Raw genomic sequence first — 22,662 nt, 5'->3', positions numbered from 1 at the left:
CGAAGCAGGAAAAGCGTGACGAATGGATGGGACAGCTGCATCGGAATCATATTCAGCAGGTGGCCAGATGGCGACATCAAGTTCTTGCCGTACAGTTATCTATGCTCGTATGTATGTTCTTGTTATGGGAAGTGGCGGGCAGGCTCCGTTGGATCGATGTACTGTTATTCAGTTATCCAAGCAAGATATTTGCACAGATTGGCAAGGATATCGCTAGTGGCGAATTATGGGCGCATGTTGGGGTAACCGTAGGGGAAACGGCCGTTGGTTTTCTACTGGGGACACTCGTTGGAACTTTGCTTGCGGTTTTAATTTGGTGGTCTCCTTTTTTGTCCAAAGTGCTGGACCCCTATATGGTTGTGTTCAATAGTATGCCAAAGGTAGCACTCGGCCCAATCTTTATCGTTATGTTCGGCGCAGGTTTTACAGCCATTGTCATGACCACGTTGTCCATCACCGTCATTATTACAACACTGGTGGTGTATAACAGCTTTAATGAAGTGGATCCCAATTATATTAAAGTGATTCGTACGTTTGGTGGAGACCGTTCCGAGATTTTTACGAAAGTTGTATTGCCAGCTTCTTTTCCGGCGATTGTATCCACCTTGAAAGTGAATGTAGGCATGGCCTGGGTGGGTGTAATTGTAGGGGAGTTTTTGGTCGCCAAACAAGGGCTTGGTTATCTCATTATCTATGGATTCCAGGTATTCAACTTCACGCTTGTGTTATCAAGTCTGTTAATTATTGCAGCAGTTGCAACGGCCATGTATCAACTTGTTGTCTATGCAGAGCGCAAATTGCTGGCTGGGCGCAGATAATGTGGCTATGTTTTGTTCGTTTGATGAACGTTTATATATGTATACAATTTCACAAGGGGTGTCACGTTGCCCGATACCGTAAAATCAAGTACCATATTTAGTATGAATATTCCGCGCTGATCCGGAATGAATGCGATGATTGGAGAAGAGGGCCTTGAGGTTCTGTCGCAACGATTTAACTTGCCAGCGTCCCTCATTCGGGGCGTATTGCTGTGACCGGCATGCATGCGCATGTCGGTTGATGTCGTCTAGTTTACACTTGGACGAGACATACTAGTCAGGATAAATGAATGAGGCGACGAGCTGGCTAACAATTTTTTTACAGCTTAGAGGAGATGGAATGTTAAATGGGTTTTAGGGTAATTAAAACCGCAATCGCCGCATTAATGGCTGTGTTGATTGCGGACTGGTGCGGCTTGCCAGGACCAACCTCAGCAGGATTGCTTGCCATTCTTGGGGTGGATGTAACGAGAAAACGAAGTATTCGCACCATATCGGCGAGGTTCTTTGCTTCAGTCGTTGGACTTCTATTTGCAAGTGTACTTTTTCACTTTCTAGGATTCCATTACTGGGTACTGGCCGTATACATATTGATCGCATTCCCGGTTATTGTCCGGGTGGGCTTCAAGGAAGGTATTGTAACAGGTTCAGTCGTTGTGTTTCGCGTGTTCAGCGGCGGAGAGATGGACGTGAATGTTGTCCTCGTACAAATTGCTTTGTTACTGATTGGTCTTGGTTCCGCAATGGCGGTTAACCTGGCCTATATGCCAGCAGCAGATCCACAGATGCTGCGCATTCGCAAACGGATCGATGAACTCTTTTCGAAGATTTTCAAAGAATTCGCGGCGACGCTGCGTAATCCCAATGAAGCATGGGCGGGTAGAGAACTGATTGAAGCAGATAAAGCGATTCTGGGTGGTATTGATGCAGCCAAGCGTTCTCTGGAGAATCAGGTGATTCATCCGAATGAGGAATGGAGTGTCTACTTCTATATGCGCAAAACGCAGCTCGACTCCATCCAGCACATGATGCATCTGGTGTCCCAGATCTATCAGAAGATGCCACACGCGGAAATGGTCTCGGAACTGTTCGATCAGCTCAGTCAGGATGTACTTACTGAATCCTACACCGGACGAACTGAAAAACTTCTTGCGAATGTGCAAGAAGAATTCAAACGTATGGAGCTGCCGGATACAAGGGAAGAATTCGAGATTCGTTCCGCAATTCTCCAGTTGTGCCGTGAACTCGCGCTGTATCTGAAAGTCGCGAAGAAGGACAAAGCACCGTCCCCAATATCGGACCGGTCCCAATCTACAAACGAATAATAGAAAATAGTTGTCACCCTAGACGAATGCCCTGCATACACTTGTAGTGAATGATTGTATGGAGGAGGTTTAAAGATGTCATTGAGTCATAAACATCAATGTAGAGAGATTATCACGAAGGCGATCTGCGGCAAAGGTCGTAAGTTCTCTACCGTAACACATACCGTGACTCCGCCAAATGGTCCGACAAGTATTTTGGGGGCTTGGATTATCAACCACCAATATGAAGCCGTATCGGCGGGTGACGGAATTGAAGTTATTGGTACTTACGATATCAACATTTGGTATTCCTATGACAAGAATTCGCAGACGGATGTAGCCAAAGAAACGGTGTCGTATGTAGAACATGTGCCTTTGTCCTATCTGGACCCGAAACACCGGACTTCCACAGTGGAGGTATCTGCGGATGCAACGCAGGAACCTAGCTGTGTGGAAGCCACAGTATCGGCGGGTGGAAGCAGTGTAATTATCCGGGTAGAACGGGAATTCGCTGTAGAACTCGTTGCCGAAACCAAAGTTTGTGTGAAGGTCTGCACAGATGGTTGCGGTGATTACGAAGACAAGGATTATGAATTTGGCAGTGGTGATGGAGATTATGACGATCTCGATCCCGACCTGCTCGACGATGAGCTGTGAGATTGACTCAAGTATTTGATAACCTAAGGTATCATATGCGCCAGAAAGCGCGGTGAAGAGGGCGTAAGCCCTCTTTCTTCTTAAATATTGAAAAATGGGTGGTAACGAGCCTCGCAATGCGCATGGAATACCTTTCACGGGAAGGCTCCGCATTGCGGGGTTATTTTTATTTTGTTGCATGATCGGGTAGGGGGAGACGTCATGAATGTGATGGAACAAGCGGAGGAGGCATTACGCCGATATGAAAGGATGACCTCCGGAGAACGTACAGAACGGTTGAAACAGGCAGGCATTGAAGTATTGTCACTGCGCGATCGGCGCAAACGAGAACCAGGCTTGCGCGTACGTTATGATGTAGAGATAAGTTGTCTGCAGGCGATCCGGATCAAACGCAAGGATACAAGTGGCATGGGAGGGGCGCAGGAAACGCTGTTGGAGCGTGAAGCGAATTCAACCTTGTTTAAGCGCATAGAACGACTTGCGATCAAAACGCTGTACACACTGGGACTGGATCATGGAGCCGTTCGAATGGAATCCTCAGGGAACGGTGGTTGTGCAGTCATTTCGATCGATCCGAGTCCGTGGAAAGGGGTGACGAACCTTGCTGCAATCTACAGGGAAAGCTGGAAGCAGCATCAGGAACTGCTGGATGAGGAGCAGCGTCGCAGACCTATTCCCATACTTGGCATGGACCCTGAGTTTCTTCTGGTACAGATGCCAGAATCCAAAATCGTCCCCGCCTCCAGATTTCTGGAACGTACCGGAATGGCAGGCTGTGATTCCGTGACAATGGGTGGGCGGCGCATCTACCCGGTTGCCGAATTGCGGCCCGCTCCCAGCTCCGAACCAAGAGAGCTATTGGCTCATCTGATGAGAGCATTTGCAGCAGCTTCCCGCAGCATAAGCGATCACTCGCTCATCTGGCAGGCAGGGGGGATGCCACAGCGGGGGTTACCTCTAGGTGGTCATATTCATTTTAGCGGCGTGAACCTTACCGGGGAACTGCTCCGCACACTGGACAATTATCTGGCATTGCCACTGGCGTTTCTTCAGGACCCGCGTGGATCGGGAAGACGTCCACGTTATGGAGCGCTTGGTGATTTTCGCCTGAAATCCTACGGTGGGTTTGAGTATCGTACGTTACCCAGCTTTCTTGTGTCACCCCTTGTTGCCAAGGGCGTTGTGGCATTGGCAGGTTTAATCGCAAGCGGGTATACTCAATTACTGCAGCGTCCGTTGGAGAAAGCGGAGGTTCATACCGCCTTTTATGAAGGAAAGCGTGAAGTGATCAAGGAACACATTCCAGCTCTGGCAGATGATCTGAAGAGATTGGATGGATATGCACGTTATGAACGGTATGCGTCTCCGTTACTCCTTCAATTAAAATTGGGAAGAACCTGGGATGAGAGCCGGGATATCCGTAAACTCTGGAATATTCGGGCAGGTTCATGAAGAACGGACGTTTTTTTGATATAATAAGAAACAAGTCTTTTATAAGTAGTAATTACGGAAGATATGGAGCAGCAACCTTTGAAGGAAGTGGCGAATAGCCAAAACATAAGGCGGAGGCGCAAACACGGTGCCTGACCGTCTTATTGTCCTTCCAAGACGCGTTTCTTCCTGACATTATAGGAACGGGATGGAGGATATTCATCATGGCTCAGTATACGCCAATGATTCAACAATATTTGCAAGTGAAGGCCGAAGCACAAGATGCTTTTCTATTTTTTAGACTGGGCGACTTCTATGAAATGTTCTTCGAGGATGCGATTAATGCTGCCCGTGAACTTGAGATCACGCTGACTGCACGTAACGGAGGCACGGATGACAAAATTCCGATGTGCGGCGTACCTTATCATTCGGCTGACAATTACATACAGCGTCTGATTGAAAAAGGCTATAAAGTTGCGATATGTGAACAGATGGAAGATGCGAGTGTAACCAAAGGCATGGTACGACGTGAAATTGTTCGTGTGGTTACACCCGGAACGGTAATGGAAGGCAAAACACTAGGGGACAAATCCAACAACTACATGGTGTGTCTTACTGGTAATCAAAATACGCTCGCGCTCGCAGCCTGTGATCTGTCAACGGGTGAGTTGTATGTGACATCCGTACCCTATTCCAAGGAATGGCTTAAAGACGAAATCGGCATCTACGAACCATCGGAGCTGGTGGGGGATGCAGCGCTGCTTGAAACGGTAGAAGCCGAGGCATCTCCAATCGGTCGCCCTGTGGTCTACACGTCATGGACAAAGAATAAGGAAGATTTGGTCCGGCAGCAGTTTGGTGAGGCTGTGTGGGCAAGATTAGAACCTGAACGTCAAGCGTGCATTGCACGTCTTTTCTCCTATCTGAGTGAGACACAGAAACGCTCTCTGGGACAATTAACCCAAATCTCAACGTATGAGCCAGATCATTATATGATCTTGGACCCGTTTACCCGCCGGAACCTGGAATTGGTTGAAACCGTGCGTGAACGCTCCAAAAAAGGTTCATTACTCTGGTTGCTTGATCGGACCGAGACGTCCATGGGTGCAAGAATGTTGCGTCGCTGGGTCGATAAGCCATTATTGCAAAAAGGGAAGATTAATGAGCGTCTTGAAGCAGTGGATACGTTGTACAACCAGTTTATATTGCGTGAGGACCTGCGGGCAGAACTCAAAGATATCTATGATCTGGAGCGCTTGGTTGGCCGGATTGCGTTTGGTAATGCCAATGGTCGTGACCTGAATGCGCTCAAATCATCACTGGAGAAAATTCCAGGACTTCGTCAGCATTGCGCAGGATCATCTTCCGCAACACTTCAGCATATTGCCGAAACGATGGATGATTGCAATGATCTGCGTGAAGCGATTGGGCAAGCCATTGTGGACGAGCCGCCTGTATCCGTAAGGGACGGAGGCCTGATTCGTGAAGGGTACCATGAACGTCTGGATGAATTGCGTGAGGCTTCGGTTAACGGGAAACAGTGGATTGCGGAGCTTGAAGCGCGAGAACGCGAGGCGACAGGCATTCGATCGCTGAAGATTGGATATAACAAAGTGTTTGGTTATTATATCGAGATCACCAAGTCCAATCTGTCCGCACTGCCGGAGGGACGTTATGAACGTAAACAGACACTTGCCAATGCAGAACGTTACATTACGCCGGAGTTGAAGGAAAAAGAGACGCTTATTCTCGAAGCTCAGGACAAAATGGTTGATATTGAGTATGGACTGTTCGCAGAACTGCGCGAGCGGCTGAACAAAGAGATTGCAAGATTGCAAAAGCTGGCTGAACAGGTAGCCGAAATTGATGTGTATCAATCTTTTGCGGTGATTAGTGCTGAGCGAAACTTTGTACGGCCTACATTGACCGACGGTTATGATCTGGTTGTGGAAGAAGGACGCCATCCAGTCGTCGAGGCGGTTATGCGAGATGGTGCATTTATTGCCAATCACACGGCAATGACCAAGGAAGAGGCACGTATTCTGCTGATTACTGGACCGAATATGGCTGGTAAGAGCACATATATGCGACAGGTCGCTTTAATTTCCATTTTGGCGCAAGTGGGTTGTTTTGTGCCTGCGGGTCAAGCGGAGGTGCCGATCATGGATCGCATTTTCACACGGATTGGTGCAGCGGATGATCTCATTGGCGGACAAAGCACATTCATGGTGGAGATGGCTGACATTCAGGTCATGACGGACAAAGCAACACCACGCAGTCTGATTATAATCGATGAATTGGGACGGGGAACATCAACCAGTGAAGGCATGGCTATTGCTCAGTCTGTTATTGAATATGTACATGATATCATCGGCTGTAAAGCCCTTGTATCCACACATTTCCATGAGCTTGCTCATCTGGAGGAGAGTCTGGACAAGCTGGCAAACTACTCAATGGCGGTACAGGAGAGCGGTGACAAGGTTAATTTCCTGCGCAAACTGATTGCCGGAGCAGCCAGCAGCAGTTATGGTATCTATTGTGCACGCCTTGCAGGTCTGCCTGATAGCATTATTGAGCGGGCGAATGGACTGTTGCATGGATTCGAACATGCGGCTGCGCAAGTAGCGGTGGGTAGTGAATACATCGGAAACGAGAAGCAGGAAGCAGGCTTGAGATTAAAAGATGGAGAGCTCCAACACACGGATTCAGCGTCTATACTCCGGGAGCATGTTACTGCGGAAAGTGCAGATTACACATCTCCTATTGAAGATTCAACCGGGGCTGGGAAGCAGCATACCAAGAAATCTAACAGCAAAGCACAGTCCAGCGCAAGCCATTCGGATGTGGTTCAACTGTCCATCTTTGGGGATGATGAGCCGAACGTGGCAACGAAAACGGATGTAGTTGTGGTGGAAGATAAGCCAGCACGAGAATTCATACGGACGATGAAAGATATCGATGTCATGAACATGACGCCTCTTCAGGCGATGCAGATATTAAATGATCTCAAATTGAAGGCACAGCAATTATCCTGAATATAAGGGAGGGGAAAACCTGTGGCGAAAATACATGTGCTAGATGAACATATTGCCAACCAGATTGCGGCTGGTGAGGTGGTCGAACGACCTGCTTCAGTCGTCAAGGAGTTGCTTGAAAACTCGGTGGATGCAGGCGCCACCAAGATTGAGGTGACTGTGGAAGAGGGCGGACTCCTCAGTATTCGTGTCAAAGACAATGGGTCAGGTATCGAGCCAGAGGATATGGAAACGGCCTTTTATCGTCATGCAACCAGCAAAATAGCCCATGGACGAGATCTGTTCCAGATCACAAGTCTTGGATTTCGCGGGGAAGCCCTGGCGAGTATTGCCGCAGTCTCCAAGGTGGAGGTGTTATCGGCAAGTAACAATGACGGGCGGGGGCGCCGCATTGTAATTGAAGGCGGGAACCTTGTCTCTCATGAAGATGCGACCTCGCCCCAAGGTACAGATTTTGCAGTGAAAGAACTTTTTTACAATACACCAGCCAGACTCAAATATATGAAAACGATCCAGACGGAACTCGGACATATATCTGATGTTCTATACCGAATGGCGATGTCGCATCCTAACATTTCGTTCAGATTGCGCCATAATGAGAATGTGTTGCTTCAGACGCTGGGTAACGGCGATCTGCTGCAAGTGGTTGCAGCGATCTATGGGACAAGTGCTGCCAAAGCGATGCTTCCTATTCAGGGTGAAAGTCTGGATTACCGGGTGGGCGGGCTGATCAGCCTGCCAGAATGGACACGAGCGAATCGTGGTGGTATGTCGACGATCATTAATGGGCGATTTGTTCGCAATTACGGTCTCAATCAGGCGATTCTCAAAGCCTACCATACCTTGCTGCCCATCAATCGCTTCCCGCTTGTCGTGGTGCAGTTGGAGATGCATCCCTCTCTTGTGGATGTGAACGTGCATCCGGCCAAGTTGGAAGTACGTTTTAGCAAGGAACCAGAACTCTATGAATTTGTGGAGACGACGTTGAGGGGGATCCTCCGGCAGGAGGTATTGATTCCGCAGGTCAAGAAGCAGCAGATTCGACGTGGAGATGATAGTTCCTTTATCCAGGAACAATTCCTCTTTCCGCGTGGTCCGCTGAAAGACCAGTCTGACGCAGAAGGCTATGGACAACAAGGTCCACTCGGGAAACCTTCTAATGCATTGTTAAAGTTAAATACGGAAGATGATGATCTGGATGCTCCGGCGGATCTTTCCGCAGTACAACCGGTAGCTGAAAACGGACAGACAGTGCCGCTGCCCGAAGCTCCACCTGAGGTTACACACCCCCCTGAGCAGTTAGAAAGTTGGAACGGGCATATTTTGCAGAAGGGGTCGAGTCATGATGGAGGGCAGACAAATGCTAACGTGCAGGAAGCTACTAAAGAGGTAAGTGCAAGTTCTTCCGAAGCTTCTCCAAAGTCTGACCTGTCTTCTCAAGATCGTGTAGCAGCAGAGAAACCGCTGACTGATGGCAAACCGACTACCTACCAGTCCGATTCCGTAACTTTGCCGGTTAGGGAAGCTCGTTCACCCTACAATCCGTCTTCGAGTGCGAGAACTGAACGGACGTGGAAAACTTCAGGTTTGCCTGATGCCACTAAACTTGCTGCTGCCATTAAATCGGATGCATCCATGCCGGCATTTCCGGAGCTGAGCCTCATTGGACAGCATCATGGTACGTATTTAATCGCGCAAAATGACCAAGGTTTATATTTGATTGACCAGCACGCCGCTCATGAACGTGTGAATTATGAATATTATTACGAGAAATTCGGCAACCCTGCTCAAGCCTCACAAGAGTTACTGCTACCGATTACCTTGGAATTCACACCTTCAGAGACTGAAAAGCTGAAAACAAGGCTGGCCTGGTTCGAGCAGGCCGGTGTATATTTGGAGCATTTTGGTGGACAGACGTTCCGTGTTCGTTCCCATCCATTCTGGTTCCCCAAAGGGGATGAGAAAGACATTATCGAAGAGATGTCCGAATGGGTTCTAAGCGAACGAAGCATAGATGTGGCCAAGATGCGAGAAGCTGCATCCATCATGTGTTCCTGCAAAGCGTCTATCAAAGCCAATCAGAAGCTGACGGATCAGGAAGCAGAAGTGCTGATTCAGCGTCTGGGTTCATGTCGTCAGCCCTACACCTGTCCACATGGGCGGCCGATTGTGGTTTCATTTTCAACGTATGATCTAGAAAAATTATTTAAACGAGTGATGTAGCTATTTAGGGGGACATTATGTACATTACAACCGGTGACAAGGAGATTGCCTCTCAGGTGGAGCGTGCGCGTAAGCTCGCCGAAACGACAGGAGGTACCTACGTACCGCGCAATAGAACGTCTTTACCCAGACTGATTGAACATTATGGTATCAATGAAATATTAGTGGTACTCAATGGCAGAGCCCGTCTGTTTCGCAAAGATGCAACGGAGCTTGAGTTTCACCCCAGTATGGGATTTGTTCGCGCTAAACGTGTTCTAAGAGGGGAAGCTGATCCCATGCTGGAAGCTGGTGCGGTACTTGAAGGAGACACCATTGTTGATTGTACCGCTGGACTTGGTTCTGATGCGCTGGTATTTTCGGTTGCGGCTGGGTTGAGTGGACGGGTCATCGCCTGCGAAAGTTCTCAACCACTCTATACACTGTTGCTGGAGGGCATGTCGCATTATAAGAGCAATCAACCCTTGGTGGATGAGGCTTTTCGGCGCATAGATCTGCGGCATGTGGATCATCTTGATTTACTGCGTTCCATGCCAGATCGAAGCTGTGACACTGTATATTTTGACCCCATGTTCCGTGAACCGATGATGGATTCTAGTGCGATACAGCCCTTGCGAGATTATGCGAATGCTCATGCGCTGGATGAAGAGAGCATTATGGAAGCGAGACGGGTCGCCCGTAAAAGGGTAGTGATGAAAGAAAAGCGCGGCAGCGCGGAGTTTGACAGGCTCGGATTTGAAATACTTGATCGAGCGAATGCAAAAACCCTGTACGGAGTGATTAATGTTGAACGTGGAAGTTAAACCAAAACCCAAACTGCTTGTGCTGGTTGGACCAACAGCAGTAGGCAAAACAAGAATGAGCATCGAGCTTGCCCAAGCTTTCGATTGTGAGATTATCTCAGGGGATTCGATGCAGGTATATCGTGAAATGGATATCGGAACTGCTAAAATTACCTCTGAAGAAATGAAGGGTGTACCTCATCATCTCATTGATATTCATGAACCGGAGTACCCTTACTCTGTGGCCGAGTTCCAGGAGAGTTGCACACGATTGATTAGTGAAATCCATGAACGTGGTAAAATGCCTTTTATTGTAGGTGGCACCGGTCTGTATGTGGAATCGGTATGTTACGGCTTCCAATTTTCCGATAGTGGTTCGGATGAAGCGTTCAGGGAGCAACAATTCAGCTATGCGGAGCAATATGGCGCACAGGCCCTTCATGATCGTCTAAGGAGAGTTGATCCGGTCAGTGCAGATCGTCTGCATCCGAATGACCAAAGGCGAATTGTGCGTGCGCTTGAGATTCATCACCTCACAGGCGAGAAGTGGTCTGATCAGCTGGCAGTACAGAAGAAAGAGTCGCCTTATGACCTTCTTATTGTTGGTTTGACAATGGATCGGCAGAAGTTGTACGCCCGGGTAGAAGAGCGGATTGATCTGATGATCGAACAAGGTCTGGTAGATGAGGTGAAATCCTTGTTGGAACGGGGCGTGGCGAGAGGTCATATTTCCATGCAAGGGCTGGGATATAAGGAAATTGCAGCGTTCTTGCAAGGGGAAGTGAGTTGGGAAGCTGCGGTTGAGTGGTTAAAAAGGGATACGCGTCGGTTTGCCAAAAGACAGCTGTCCTGGTTCCGCCATATGAAGGATATTGAATGGGTAGACATGACGGATACCCAGGATTTTGAAGGGAAATACAAGCAGATAAGTGAATTGATTACACAAAAATTTGATTGATTTGAGCGATGATTAGTATTCTTCTGACAGGTATCAAATAGATCGAGATATGTAAACCTCTACCTTTTGGTCATCAAAAGGATAGAGGTTTTTATGTATCACTAGAATAGGTGTAAGAGATTGAGGATTCGCCAAACAATGAATAAATGAGCTTTAAAATGAAGAGTTTGTCCCTCTTTTGCAAAACTGGCAAGCGGTGTATAATGGATAAGTCTTCTATTTGTTTGCCTTGCCAAGAATGGGTGTAAAATAGCAGACAAGGGGTTTTTGTGGATTATATGAAACTGTTCATGATATAATAGCACGAAAGCTACTCAGCGATATTGAATATTACTTGAACACGAATTCAAATGAACCAATGGGGGTACGGCTAATGAACAAGTCCATCAACATCCAAGATACGTTCTTGAACCAACTGCGGAAAGAAAATATTCCTGCTACGGTCTATCTGACCAACGGCTTCCAAATCCGCGGGACGATCAAGGCATTTGACAATTTTACGATCGTCATCGACAGCGACGGACGCCAGCAAATGGTCTACAAGCATGCCATCTCCACGTTCACGCCGCAACGCAGCGTATCGCTGATGCAGCAAGATAATAGCGGCGAAGCTTAAAAAAATTACGAAACCTTTTCACCAACCATTTCGTCTACAAGTATAGGTATTGAAACAGAGCAACCTGAATAAAGGGTTGTTCTTTTCATTCCGGGCAAAATATGTTTAATATATGTTTGAGCCAACAGACGAATAGAAATTATGCAACTGAAAGGGAGTCAGGAGGTAACATGCCAAACGATCCGTTGTCGAGGTCTAATAATCGCAACAACAATAACAAGTCACCCAAAAAAGCGAAGCCAAAGACCTCTAAAAAGAAAAAAATTACGGGTAAACGCGTTGGATGGACACTGTTTTTCACAATGGCAATCGCCATATTCTGTGCACTAGGCGGATATTTATTTATTATGGTGAGTGGTGAAAATCTGCTCAAAGCCAACAAGGACAAAACTACAATTAATGAAACTTCAAAAGTATATGATCGCAATGGCCAATTAATGGGGGAGCTATCCATTCAGAAGCTGGAACCCGTCAAAGAAGATGATATTCCTGAGCTGGTGAAGCAAGCCTTTGTTGCAACAGAGGATAAGCGATTCTACGATCATCAGGGCGTGGATATCTGGTCCATCGGGCGTGCGGCGGTTAAGGACGTCATGGCTCGTTCCATGGTGGAAGGTGGTAGTACACTAACCCAGCAGCTTGCCAAGAATATGTTCTTGTCCCGTGACAAAACGTTCTTCCGTAAAGCAACGGAAGTATCCATTGCCATGGCATTGGAGCGCAAGTACACCAAAGACGAAATCCTGACGATGTATCTGAACCGGATTTTCTTCGGTCATCAGCGTTACGGAATTAAAGCGGCATCTGAATTTTATTTTGGAGTTACCGATCTCAAGAAGTTGAAGTTGTGGCAAATTGCTACATTGGCAGCCATGCCGAAAGGCCCTTCTGCCTATAACCCGGTAAGCAATCCAAACGACTCCAAAGCACGCCGTGGTGTGGTATTACAGCTGATGTATGAACAAGGCTACATTACCAAGGCGGAGATGGATGAAGCAAAAGAGATTAACTATAACTACAAACGACCAGAGAAAGACATGAAGTATCAAGCCTTTATTGATTATGTGCTCCGTGAAGCTGAACGCGTAACAGGTAAAACGGAAGATGATCTGAATATTGGCGGATACAAAATTTATACAACCATGGATGCACAGGCTCAAACAGCCATGGAAACTGCCTTTACAGACGATAGTCTGTTCGAGGCAAGTAAAGACGATCAACAGGTTCAAGGTTCCATGGTCATCATGAACCACGAGAATGGCAGTCTCGTTGCCCTCCTGGGTGGACGTGATTATCAGACTAAAGGTTATAGCCGTGTAACGCAGAGTCGAAGACAGCCGGGTTCTGCTTTTAAACCAATTGTGTCTTATGCACCGGCGCTTGAAACAGGAAACTACAGTGCCAACTCGGCGCTGAGCAATGCGAAGCAATGTTTTGGTAACTACTGTCCGGGTAACTTGCATGGATATTCTTCGACGATCAGTATGACAGATGCCATTACGAAATCGGAAAATATTCCTGCGGTTTGGTTACTTGATAAAATCGGCGTTAACACAGGTATTAATTTTGCCAAGAGTGTAGGTATACAGCTGACAGATGAAGACAAAAACTTGGCAATTGCCCTCGGTGGTCTGAGTAAAGGGACAAATACACTGGAAATGGCGCAAGCCTATAGTGCATTTGCCAACCTCGGAGAATACCGTCAAGCCTATTCGATTAAGGAAATAAAGGATAGCGCAGGCAAAACCACGTATAAACACGATAACTCGGACACCACGCGTGTCATGAGCGAGCAAAATGCGTATCAGCTTACACAGATGCTGCAGAATGTTGTTAATGATGGTACGGGACGTTCGGCACGTCTGGATCGTCCGGTAGCGGGTAAAACAGGAACGGTTCAAAGTGGTATCTCTGGGAACAGTGCCAACCGTGATGTATGGTTCGTTGGATACACACCGGAATGGACTGCCGCAGTCTGGATGGGCTATGACAATCCGGATGCCAATCATATGCTTAAGAACAGCAGTAAGCTGTCAGCAGCTTTCTTTGCCAAAGTCATGGGGGATGCGTTAAAAGGCGTTCCAGTGAAGCAATTCAAAACACCGGCTGGAGGGCAAGCACCTCCGCCAGTAGAAGAACCAGAACAACCAGCCCTATCCGTTAGTGGTCTGAGTGGATCATACGATCCAAATGCTCAAACAGTCTCACTGAGTTGGACTGGAACAGGTGACACGAGCACTCCATATCGGGTGTATCGTAAAGAAACCTCCGAAGGCCAGTTTACGCATCTCATTGATTCAGTGGGATCGACCAGTGCACAAGATTTAAGTGCATTGCCTGGCCTGACCTATGAGTACTATGTGACAGCTTACGACTTGGCATCAGGACAGGAGACGGATCCTTCGAACACCATTTCCCTGATGATTGAAGCGCAGGAAATGCCACCAGAGGAACCTGATCCTGGTATAGACCCTGGTACAGAAACAAATCCTGAGCAGCCAGGTACGGAGAATCCGGACAATGGTTCGCCGGATAATGGCAACTCGAACGGTAATAACGGAAATGGGAATGAAAATGGCAACAACGGAAATGGGAATGGTAATAACGGCAATAATGGAAACAATGGTAATAACAGCGGAGCCGGCCAAGGTAACGGTCAACCTGGTGGAGGAAACACGAGCCCACCTGGTCAGGGGACAACAGAGCCAGGCGGTACAGGTGAAGGCTCTGATGATGGGGCCGTAACAACACCGGGCGAGGTTGTAACTCCAGACAGCGGAACGAGTGGTGACACTGGAGGAACAGACGAACCTGCAGATTCTCAAGCTGGAACTGGCGGCTAAACCAGTGAATAACTAAATAGCTGCATGAATTAAACTGCTTCCCGGAATTTCGGTGAAGCAGTTTTTTTTGGTTATACGAACCTTCTTTAATAGAAGATCATTTAATGAATAGGTGGGACAAAGCTTGATTTTGAGTGTATACCTTAAATATGGTAAGCTGTAACTATTCGTAATACGTTGTGCAAGGTGGGCCAGAGCGCTGGAATTTATCATGCGGACGTTATTACATTGTTCACCAATAACATCAGAGCAGGTCACGGACCTGTAGTCGGCAAAGAGGGGTTCGTATGAAACGGAAATTCGGGGACCGCGCGAACTGGCGCCGGATTACGAACCGACAATTCACATGCCGGTTCGTTCAATCCAAAATTTTCACAGGTTATATTACGTTGTACACCATACAGGATTTGAAAGAACCTCTGTGGAAAACATATGGAGGCAGTACCTTCTGTATTGCAGATAAAGGGTATTCTTGGCTGCAATACTACCCGAAGGGAGAGCATTTCGTTGTTACAGCGATGTTTGATGATCAGGAGCGGATTGTGGAATGGTATATTGATACATGTCGCAGTCAGGGGATAACCGATCAGGGGGTACCTTGGTTTGATGACCTGTATCTGGATGTCGTTGTGCTGAAAGATGGAGAGGTCTTTTTGCTGGATGAAGATGAGCTTGAAGATGCATTGTCGCGGAAGCATATTACGACAGGTGATTATGACTTGGCTAACAAAACGGCAAAAGAATTGCTGCATGCCATTGATGCGCATGTATTCCCATACTTTCAGTTATCACTGAAGCATAGGCAGAGTTTGTTTGAGAACGGAGAGTTTCGAAAAAACATTCAGATCTAAGACATGTACCTAACCGTAGAATTCTTCATGATCCTTCTAATATTGGAGCGCCTGATAGAATACATTAATAATCAGGAGAGTTCAGCCCGATAAAATAGAGGTGATGGCGAATGAACGGACGGGTCATGGCTGCAGGAGAGCAACCAGGAGGCAGACCATCCAGACAAATTAATATTGTGTTGCGTAACCAGGAACCTCAGATGTTGGTCAAAGATGAGGCAGCGGCAGTACAGGCGGCCAAGAGCATAACCAAACATGCGCACTTCCAGGAGATACAGGGTGAATTGGAGCAATTGGTTGGACTTGAAAATATCAAAGACCTGGTATTTGAGATCTATGCTTTCTTACAGATTGCTCAGATGCGTACCGAAGCAGGCTTACTTAGTGGTGCGCACGTGTATCATATGATCTTCAAAGGTAATCCGGGGACTGGTAAAACAACCGTGGCGAGGATTGTTGCCAAACTTTTTCAGAAGATGGGTGTGTTGAGTAAAGGTCATCTTATTGAAGTTGAGCGTGCGGATCTGGTTGGAGAATATATCGGTCACACGGCGCAGAAAACAAGAGATCTGGTCAAGAAGGCACTCGGTGGGATATTGTTCATTGATGAAGCTTACAGTTTGGCCCGCGGTGGAGAGAAAGATTTTGGTAAGGAAGCGATTGATACACTTGTAAAATCAATGGAGGACAATAAAAACCAATTTATCCTTATATTGGCTGGATATTCGGAAGAGATTGATTTTTTTCTGCAGACGAATCCCGGATTGCCTTCCCGCTTTCCCATTCAAGTGGAATTTCCAGACTATAGCATTGATCAGTTGATTCAAATCTCTGAGATTATGGCCAAAGAGCGTGATTATATTCTAATGCCTCAGACCATACTCAAACTTAAGCAGCATTTGCTTCAGGAAAAAAATGATTCGCTGCATGCGTTCAGTAACGCCAGATACGTTCGTAATGCCATTGAGCGTTCGATCAGGCATCAGGCGGTTCGTTTGTTGGAACAATACTCGGAAGGCAGTCCAGGGAAACTGGAGCTGATGACAATCCGTACAGAGGATTTGAACTTTGAGCGAAAGTAAGCGATAATATAGTTTTTACACTAGCCGGCCGGGCCAACCGGTTCGGCTTAAGGCATGCCATGGCATATTTGTGGTAATGAATATCAACGAATAAGTAATTAGAGGGAGTGAACATATACATGACAAATGGCACGCATGATACAGATATGGTCAAAAAAGATCGCGCCGTCTTAGTGAGTCTTGTTACGGATGATGTAAAACGCACGGGTATCAATCCTGAGTACTCTTTAGAGGAATTGGTGAAGCTTGCCGAGACAGCTGGAGTGGAAGTGCTAAGTGTACTTTCTCAGAACAGGGAAAAACGGGATACCAAATGGTTCATTGGTAAAGGTAAGGTAGAAGAGCTTCGTGCAATTGCAGAGGAACTCGGAGCAACTACAGCTATTTTTGATCAGGAATTGTCAGGAGCACAGGTTCGCAATCTGGAAGAAACCCTTGATCTCAAAATTATTGATCGTACCCAGTTGATTTTGGACATTTTTGCACAGCGTGCCAACACGAGAGAAGGTATCATTCAAGTGGAGTTGGCTCAACATAGCTACTTGTTGCCACGTTTGTCGGGTCATGGCAAGAATCTGTCCAGACTCGGTGGGGGCATCGGAACAAGAGGGCCGGGGGAAAGCAAGCTGGAGACAGACCGTCGTCACATCCGTGGCCGCATTGACGATCTGAAGCGCCATCTGGAAGAATTGACACGTCATCGCAAGTTGCACCGTGAACGCCGGAAGAAGACAGGTATTGTTCAAGTGGCCCTTGTTGGTTATACCAATGCTGGCAAATCAACCTTGCTCAAGCAGTTGACTGCGGCAGATGTGTATATTCAAGATCAGCTTTTTGCTACTTTGGACCCAACTTCACGCACGATGGAACTTCCAAGTGGTAAAGAAATCGTACTTACCGACACCGTTGGATTTATTCAAAATCTCCCGCATGATCTGATTGCGGCTTTCCGGGCAACACTGGAAGAAGTGAATGAAGCAGATCTCATCCTGCATGTTGTGGATGCCTCATCAGCTATGCGTGAAGATCAGATGAGAACGGTTAACACGATTTTGCAAGAACTTGGTGCAGGGGATAAACCGCAGTTAGTCCTGTATAACAAAAAAGATGCGTGCACACCAGAGCAGCTTGAGATGCTTCCACTGGATAAAGATCATATTAAAGTAAGCGCATTAGATTCAGAGGATCTGCTTAAAATCCGTGAATTGATTCAGAACGAGCTGACAGGTGACACGAAACGCTTCCGTATTCCGGCAGAACGTGGGGATCTTACGTCGGTACTCTACAAAATTGGTGATGTAGTGGATACTAGCTTTGAGGAGAATGATGTCATTTATGAAGTGGAATTGCAAAAAGGTGAATATGAGAAATTTGGTTATATGCTCGAAAATTTTATTGAATCGTAACATTCATGACATATTGATGTGATAAGTTACACGATAATGACTATTCAACGTCAGATTCGTGCTATGAAGGGGAATGAAGTAAGATGGTAAGCTTTGATTCAGAAATATCTGAACTTCAGCAACAAGTGGAGCGTCAGATTGAAGGACAACTTCAACAGATTGATCGGATCACAGATCACAATCAATGGAAAGTGATTAACGCTTTCCAACAGCGAAAAGTAAGTGATTTTCATTTTGCAGGTTCAACAGGTTATGCGTATAACGACCGTGGGCGTGAAGTACTTGATGAAGTATATGCTGATGTGTTCGGCGCGGAAGCCGCGTTGGTACGTCCTCATTTTGCTTCAGGTACACATACGATTAGTACAGCTCTCTTTGGCGTATTGCGCCCAGGTGACGAATTATTGTACATCACGGGTAAGCCTTATGACACATTGCATAAAGTGATTGGCAAACCCGGTGATGGTACAGGTTCGTTACGCGATTTTGGAATCGGCTACCGTGAGACGACTTTAACTGCTGAAGGTGGCGTGGACTGGGCAGCAGTTGAGAAAAGCATTACACCGGCTACAAAAGTCATTGGGATTCAACGTTCACGTGGTTATGATTGGCGCTCATCCTTCTGTGTTGCTGAGATTGCCGAGATGGTGACACGTGTTAAAGGGCTTAAGGAGGATGTCATCGTATTCGTGGATAATTGTTACGGTGAATTCACGGAGGAACGTGAACCGACAGAAGTCGGAGTTGATCTGATGGCCGGATCACTTATTAAGAATCCTGGTGGAGGTATTGCAGAAACCGGAGGATACATATGTGGGAAGGAACAATACGTACAGTTGGCAGCTTATCGCCTGACAGCCCCGGGAATTGGGGGAGAGGTTGGAGCAATGCTGGGAACAACACGTGGCATCTACCAAGGACTTTACATGGCACCGACAATCGTAGGACAAGCTATTAAAGGTAGTACGTTTGCTGCTGCGATGTTTGCTGAATCGGGATTTGTAACCAAGCCCGCTTGGAATGAAGCTCGTACAGATCTGATTCAGGCTGTTCAGTTTAGTTCTGCTGAGCATTTAATTGCCTTTGTGCAGGGAATTCAGCGTGCAGCAGCTGTAGATAGTCATGTGGTTCCTGAACCGTGGGATATGCCTGGTTATGAACATCCTGTCATTATGGCGGCAGGTACGTTCATTCAGGGCGGAAGTCTGGAATTATCAGCCGACGCGCCTATTCGGGAGCCGTATATTGGGTATATGCAGGGCGGATTAACGTACTCTCATGTCAAATATGGCGTTTTGATGGCATTACAGACCATGAAAGATCGTAAATTATTGTGAGTTTATCTAACACGTCATTGACACTTGGTAACAACTAAATGTACAATAGGGTGAAGAATAGATGACTGGAAGGTTGATGAACATGGGTGATGAAATTCGCAGAAATATGGCCTTATTCCCAATTGGTATTGTAATGAAACTTACGGATCTGTCTGCACGTCAGATTCGTTATTATGAGCAGCACAGCTTGATCGTTCCTGCGAGAACGTCAGGAAATCAGCGGTTATTCTCTTTTAATGACGTAGAGAGATTGCTAGAGATCAAGGCTTTGATTGAAAAAGGAGTTAACATCGCAGGGATCAAACAAGTGATGAATCCTGTTTCGAAAGAATCCGAGGAAGCTACAGTTATCACGCCAGATACAGAAGTTAAACGCAGAGAACTGTCCGATACGCAGTTGCATCGCTTGCTGAAGCAGCAGCTTGTGTCAGGTAAGAGACCTGGACAAGTATCTCTCATTCAGGGAGAGCTTTCCCGATTCTTTAATAAAAAGTAAGTTCGCATAACTTGGCGAGTGAGAGGAAATCATGCACTTATGGTGTAAGAATCCTTGACCCGTGGAACTTTCTAATGTACAAATATAACAGGCAAGCCAAATACGCAGATAAGAAAGGGAGAGGTTATAGTGAGCTATACAAAAGAAGACATTCTCCGCATTTCGAAAGAAGAAAACGTACGATTCATTCGATTGCAATTTACCGATTTGCTTGGAGCTATCAAAAACGTTGAGATTCCTGTGAGCCAGTTGACTAAGGCTCTGGATAACAAAATGATGTTCGATGGATCTTCCATTGAAGGTTATGTACGTATTGAAGAGTCCGACATGTACCTCTATCCAGATCTAGATTCTTGGCTTATTTTCCCATGGGTAGCAGAGAACCGTGTTGCACGCCTGATCTGTGACGTATACCTTCCAGATGGTAACCCGTTCCCAGGAGACCCACGTGGTATCTTGAAACGAAACCTGAAGGAAGCCCAAGATATGGGATTCACTTCCTTCAACGTCGGTCCTGAACCTGAGTTCTTCTTGTTCAAAACAGACGAAAAAGGAAACCCGACCAACGAGCTGAATGACCAAGGTGGATATTTCGACTTGGCACCTACGGATCTTGGTGAAAACTGTCGCCGGGACATCGTTATCACCCTTGAAGAAATGGGCTTTGAGATCGAAGCTTCCCACCATGAGGTAGCTCCAGGTCAGCATGAGATCGACTTTAAATATGCTGATGCGCTGAAAGCGGCTGACCAGATCCAAACGTTCAAACTCGTTGTTAAAACGATTGCACGTCAGCATGGTTTACATGCTACATTCATGCCGAAACCGCTGTTTGGTATGAACGGATCCGGTATGCACTGCAACCAATCTTTGTTCAAAGGCAATGAGAACGCATTCGTTGACGAGTCGGACGAGCTTGGTTTGAGCAAAACTGCACGTCACTTCATGGCTGGAACTCTGAAGCATGCACGTGCGTTTGCAGCAATTACTAATCCAACTGTGAACTCATACAAACGTCTTGTACCAGGCTATGAAGCTCCTTGTTATGTAGCATGGTCTGCGAGTAACCGTAGCCCAATGATTCGTATTCCAGCTTCCCGTGGTTTAAGCACACGTGTTGAGGTTCGTAACCCGGATCCGGCTGCTAACCCTTATCTGGCTTTGGCTGTACTGTTGAAAGCAGGCCTGGACGGAATCAAACGTGAGCTTTCCTTACCAGCTCCAATTGACCGTAACATCTACATCATGTCAGAAGAAGAGCGTGTGGAAGAAGGCATTCCAAGCTTGCCAGCTGACCTGAAAGAAGCACTGAATGAATTGATCCGCAGCGAAGTTATCTGTGATGCTCTCGGCGACCACGCCTTGGCTCACTTCTATGAGCTGAAAGAAATTGAGTGGGATATGTATAGAACACAAGTCCACCAATGGGAACGCGATCAATATATCACTTTGTACTAATAGCTCAATCCCTTGGCGCTCTAGCGCTGAGGGGTTTTTCTTTTTGTGGGCAATCCCTAAACATTTAAAGAAAAATCAAAGTGCCCCCAAAATATTTTTCTACTCAAAAATTTCTTCAGTAACGAACCTCAAAATATTCCATTGAATTTTGTTTCCTGACCATGAGTAAAAAAACTTCGTTCAAACTTTGAAAATGATAAAATATGATGCATAGCTATTTCAAGAATTTGATTTAATAAAGCTCTTTTCAATCTGAATAAGCAATAATGACTCAATGAAACATTCTCTTAAGCTATAATTCAACAATTAAAAGAGCATTCTCTCTGGAAAACAAAAAATAAATTATCGCTGTACTCATCCTTGTCTACAAAGTATAAAAAATGGCCCACCCATTAATATAGCGGGGAGCCATTGAATATCTACTAAAATATTATTTAGCTGGTTTTTGTGAATTGAATTGTATAAGGCTCGTTATAGTTGTTGATACCGTTGTCCATAATTCTGAAGTAAACCTTCTCACCAGGTTTAGCATTCCAACTAATCGCCTCAGGGTATCCCCGTCCATTCCAGTTATCCATTTGAATGGACAGGATCGCACCGCTTGCATTCATTTTAATAACACCCATAACAATGTCGAAGTTAGCTGGTGGAGTGGCTATAACAGAATATGTGATTTCGGATGTACCGTTTGTGTTGTCGACTACATAAAAATCATTGTCGCTCATGCTATCTAAATACTGTGTTGCGCTAAATCCAGAAGACTGGTTTACACTTGAGTACATCACTTCTGCTGTCTCAAATGAATCAGCCCAACCAGTTTTAGCGAATGCAGAGCTGGAACCGAATGCTAATAGACAAGCAGTTGCCATAACAGAAATAGAGAATTTTCTTAATCTTTTCATATTCAAACCTCCCAAATATACTAGAACCAATAGAGTAAGATTCTGTTTTAAGTTGTTATTTGAAAATTAAAGATATCGAGTAGAGTTCAAATAATTAGGTCGGCCAACCATGGTTAAATATACCATATAAGATTACTATTTGTAAATAATACAGTTGTAAAATGTTGGATTTATGGATATTCTTTTGAAATGCTAATTTTGACTAATTGATAGAAATGATTTATTTAGCATGCTTTTTATCGAACTAATAGGTTTGGGTGATAATAAGATAAATATACATATAAGACATTAAGATATGAAAAATGATTTCCTCCCGGTAGCCTTATGTAGGTTCGGGTACCTATCTAGTATTTGATTATAGAGGAGTAGTAGAAGCGTAGCGCACACTATCCATTAAGAACATGGAAAAGAGAAAAATTCGTGATACATTCGAGTAAAAGATTCAAAAATAGGCCGGCTTCTT

17 protein-coding genes are annotated in these 22,662 nt (G+C 46.0%); 16 read left to right on the top strand and 1 reads right to left on the bottom strand.

Annotated elements, in window-relative coordinates:
• Positions 1 to 26 precede the first annotated feature (26 nt).
• The 16 genes from MKZ12_RS17810 (at position 27) to glnA (ending at position 21,297) form a co-directional block, all read left to right on the top strand.
• Positions 27 to 818, top strand: coding sequence for an ABC transporter permease (locus MKZ12_RS17810; RefSeq protein WP_278299201.1), 792 nt, complete (start codon positions 27 to 29; stop codon positions 816 to 818).
• Positions 819 to 1,165: 347 nt separating this feature from the next.
• Complete coding sequence (locus tag MKZ12_RS17805) at positions 1,166 to 2,143, top strand: aromatic acid exporter family protein (RefSeq protein ID WP_124116373.1); 978 nt, start codon at positions 1,166 to 1,168, stop codon at positions 2,141 to 2,143.
• Positions 2,144 to 2,218: 75 nt separating this feature from the next.
• Positions 2,219 to 2,779: an outer spore coat protein CotE gene (locus MKZ12_RS17800; RefSeq protein WP_339234691.1), complete on the top strand. Its 561-nt coding sequence runs from the start codon at positions 2,219 to 2,221 to the stop codon at positions 2,777 to 2,779.
• A gap of 201 nt (positions 2,780 to 2,980) precedes the next feature.
• Positions 2,981 to 4,231, top strand: a complete 1,251-nt coding sequence (locus MKZ12_RS17795) for a hypothetical protein (protein WP_339255886.1) — start codon at positions 2,981 to 2,983, stop codon at positions 4,229 to 4,231.
• A 203-nt stretch (positions 4,232 to 4,434) separates the two neighbouring features.
• On the top strand, positions 4,435 to 7,245 hold the full coding sequence (mutS, locus tag MKZ12_RS17790; protein ID WP_339255884.1) for a DNA mismatch repair protein MutS: 2,811 nt from the start codon (positions 4,435 to 4,437) through the stop codon (positions 7,243 to 7,245).
• Between the two features lie 21 nt (positions 7,246 to 7,266).
• Entirely contained in the window at positions 7,267 to 9,468 is a 2,202-nt protein-coding gene (gene mutL / locus MKZ12_RS17785; protein WP_339255882.1) for a DNA mismatch repair endonuclease MutL, read from the top strand.
• A gap of 17 nt (positions 9,469 to 9,485) precedes the next feature.
• Entirely contained in the window at positions 9,486 to 10,271 is a 786-nt protein-coding gene (locus MKZ12_RS17780) for a class I SAM-dependent methyltransferase (RefSeq protein ID WP_339255881.1), read from the top strand.
• Complete coding sequence (gene miaA / locus MKZ12_RS17775; protein ID WP_339255879.1) at positions 10,252 to 11,208, top strand: tRNA (adenosine(37)-N6)-dimethylallyltransferase MiaA; 957 nt, start codon at positions 10,252 to 10,254, stop codon at positions 11,206 to 11,208. Before MKZ12_RS17780 ends, miaA begins: the two co-directional genes overlap by 20 nt.
• Positions 11,209 to 11,581: 373 nt before the next feature.
• A complete protein-coding gene (gene hfq, locus MKZ12_RS17770) occupies positions 11,582 to 11,824 on the top strand; it encodes an RNA chaperone Hfq (RefSeq protein WP_017687918.1) in 243 nt (80 codons plus the stop codon).
• 170 nt (positions 11,825 to 11,994) lie between these two features.
• Positions 11,995 to 14,667 carry a PBP1A family penicillin-binding protein gene (locus MKZ12_RS17765; protein WP_339255877.1) on the top strand — a complete coding sequence of 891 codons (2,673 nt, stop codon included), beginning with the start codon at positions 11,995 to 11,997 and terminating at the stop codon, positions 14,665 to 14,667.
• A 287-nt stretch (positions 14,668 to 14,954) separates the two neighbouring features.
• A complete protein-coding gene (locus tag MKZ12_RS17760) occupies positions 14,955 to 15,518 on the top strand; it encodes a DUF402 domain-containing protein (RefSeq protein WP_062835000.1) in 564 nt (187 codons plus the stop codon).
• Positions 15,519 to 15,628: 110 nt separating this feature from the next.
• Complete coding sequence (locus MKZ12_RS17755; RefSeq protein WP_062834999.1) at positions 15,629 to 16,600, top strand: AAA family ATPase; 972 nt, start codon at positions 15,629 to 15,631, stop codon at positions 16,598 to 16,600.
• Between the two features lie 119 nt (positions 16,601 to 16,719).
• Entirely contained in the window at positions 16,720 to 18,006 is a 1,287-nt protein-coding gene (gene hflX, locus MKZ12_RS17750) for a GTPase HflX (protein ID WP_339234679.1), read from the top strand.
• A gap of 83 nt (positions 18,007 to 18,089) precedes the next feature.
• A complete protein-coding gene (locus tag MKZ12_RS17745) occupies positions 18,090 to 19,343 on the top strand; it encodes a methionine gamma-lyase family protein (RefSeq protein WP_339255874.1) in 1,254 nt (417 codons plus the stop codon).
• A gap of 82 nt (positions 19,344 to 19,425) precedes the next feature.
• Positions 19,426 to 19,839, top strand: a complete 414-nt coding sequence (locus tag MKZ12_RS17740) for a MerR family transcriptional regulator (protein ID WP_056689944.1) — start codon at positions 19,426 to 19,428, stop codon at positions 19,837 to 19,839.
• Positions 19,840 to 19,968: 129 nt separating this feature from the next.
• Entirely contained in the window at positions 19,969 to 21,297 is a 1,329-nt protein-coding gene (glnA, locus tag MKZ12_RS17735) for a type I glutamate--ammonia ligase (protein WP_091029299.1), read from the top strand.
• A gap of 434 nt (positions 21,298 to 21,731) precedes the next feature.
• On the opposite strand, the gene MKZ12_RS17730 is transcribed toward glnA, so the two are convergent.
• Positions 21,732 to 22,199 (bottom strand): hypothetical protein, encoded by a 468-nt coding sequence (locus MKZ12_RS17730; RefSeq protein ID WP_339255872.1) that lies wholly within the window; start codon positions 22,197 to 22,199, stop codon positions 21,732 to 21,734.
• Positions 22,200 to 22,662: the final 463 nt, after the last annotated feature.

Origin of the sequence: Paenibacillus sp. FSL R5-0713 (genome assembly GCF_037973325.1) — a bacterium.
Lineage (GTDB): Bacteria > Bacillota > Bacilli > Paenibacillales > Paenibacillaceae > Paenibacillus.
The sequence above is the reverse complement of the archived record's forward strand: the minus strand, read 5'-3'. Positions and strand labels throughout refer to the sequence as shown.

What these genes read in the sequence shown, in the direction of transcription:
- MKZ12_RS17795 (WP_339255886.1), top strand. Translation starts at nt 2,981, where the DNA reads ATGAATGTGATGGAACAAGCGGAGGAGGCATTACGCCGATATGAAAGG.
- MKZ12_RS17810 (WP_278299201.1), top strand. Translation starts at nt 27, where the DNA reads ATGGGACAGCTGCATCGGAATCATATTCAGCAGGTGGCCAGATGGCGA.
- MKZ12_RS17730 (WP_339255872.1), bottom strand. Translation starts at nt 22,199, where the DNA reads ATGAAAAGATTAAGAAAATTCTCTATTTCTGTTATGGCAACTGCTTGT.
- MKZ12_RS17745 (WP_339255874.1), top strand. Translation starts at nt 18,090, where the DNA reads ATGGTAAGCTTTGATTCAGAAATATCTGAACTTCAGCAACAAGTGGAG.
- hflX (WP_339234679.1), top strand. Translation starts at nt 16,720, where the DNA reads ATGACAAATGGCACGCATGATACAGATATGGTCAAAAAAGATCGCGCC.
- MKZ12_RS17760 (WP_062835000.1), top strand. Translation starts at nt 14,955, where the DNA reads ATGAAACGGAAATTCGGGGACCGCGCGAACTGGCGCCGGATTACGAAC.
- MKZ12_RS17755 (WP_062834999.1), top strand. Translation starts at nt 15,629, where the DNA reads ATGAACGGACGGGTCATGGCTGCAGGAGAGCAACCAGGAGGCAGACCA.
- MKZ12_RS17765 (WP_339255877.1), top strand. Translation starts at nt 11,995, where the DNA reads ATGCCAAACGATCCGTTGTCGAGGTCTAATAATCGCAACAACAATAAC.
- MKZ12_RS17805 (WP_124116373.1), top strand. Translation starts at nt 1,166, where the DNA reads ATGGGTTTTAGGGTAATTAAAACCGCAATCGCCGCATTAATGGCTGTG.
- MKZ12_RS17780 (WP_339255881.1), top strand. Translation starts at nt 9,486, where the DNA reads ATGTACATTACAACCGGTGACAAGGAGATTGCCTCTCAGGTGGAGCGT.
- MKZ12_RS17740 (WP_056689944.1), top strand. Translation starts at nt 19,426, where the DNA reads ATGGGTGATGAAATTCGCAGAAATATGGCCTTATTCCCAATTGGTATT.
- MKZ12_RS17800 (WP_339234691.1), top strand. Translation starts at nt 2,219, where the DNA reads ATGTCATTGAGTCATAAACATCAATGTAGAGAGATTATCACGAAGGCG.
- hfq (WP_017687918.1), top strand. Translation starts at nt 11,582, where the DNA reads ATGAACAAGTCCATCAACATCCAAGATACGTTCTTGAACCAACTGCGG.
- miaA (WP_339255879.1), top strand. Translation starts at nt 10,252, where the DNA reads ATGTTGAACGTGGAAGTTAAACCAAAACCCAAACTGCTTGTGCTGGTT.
- mutS (WP_339255884.1), top strand. Translation starts at nt 4,435, where the DNA reads ATGGCTCAGTATACGCCAATGATTCAACAATATTTGCAAGTGAAGGCC.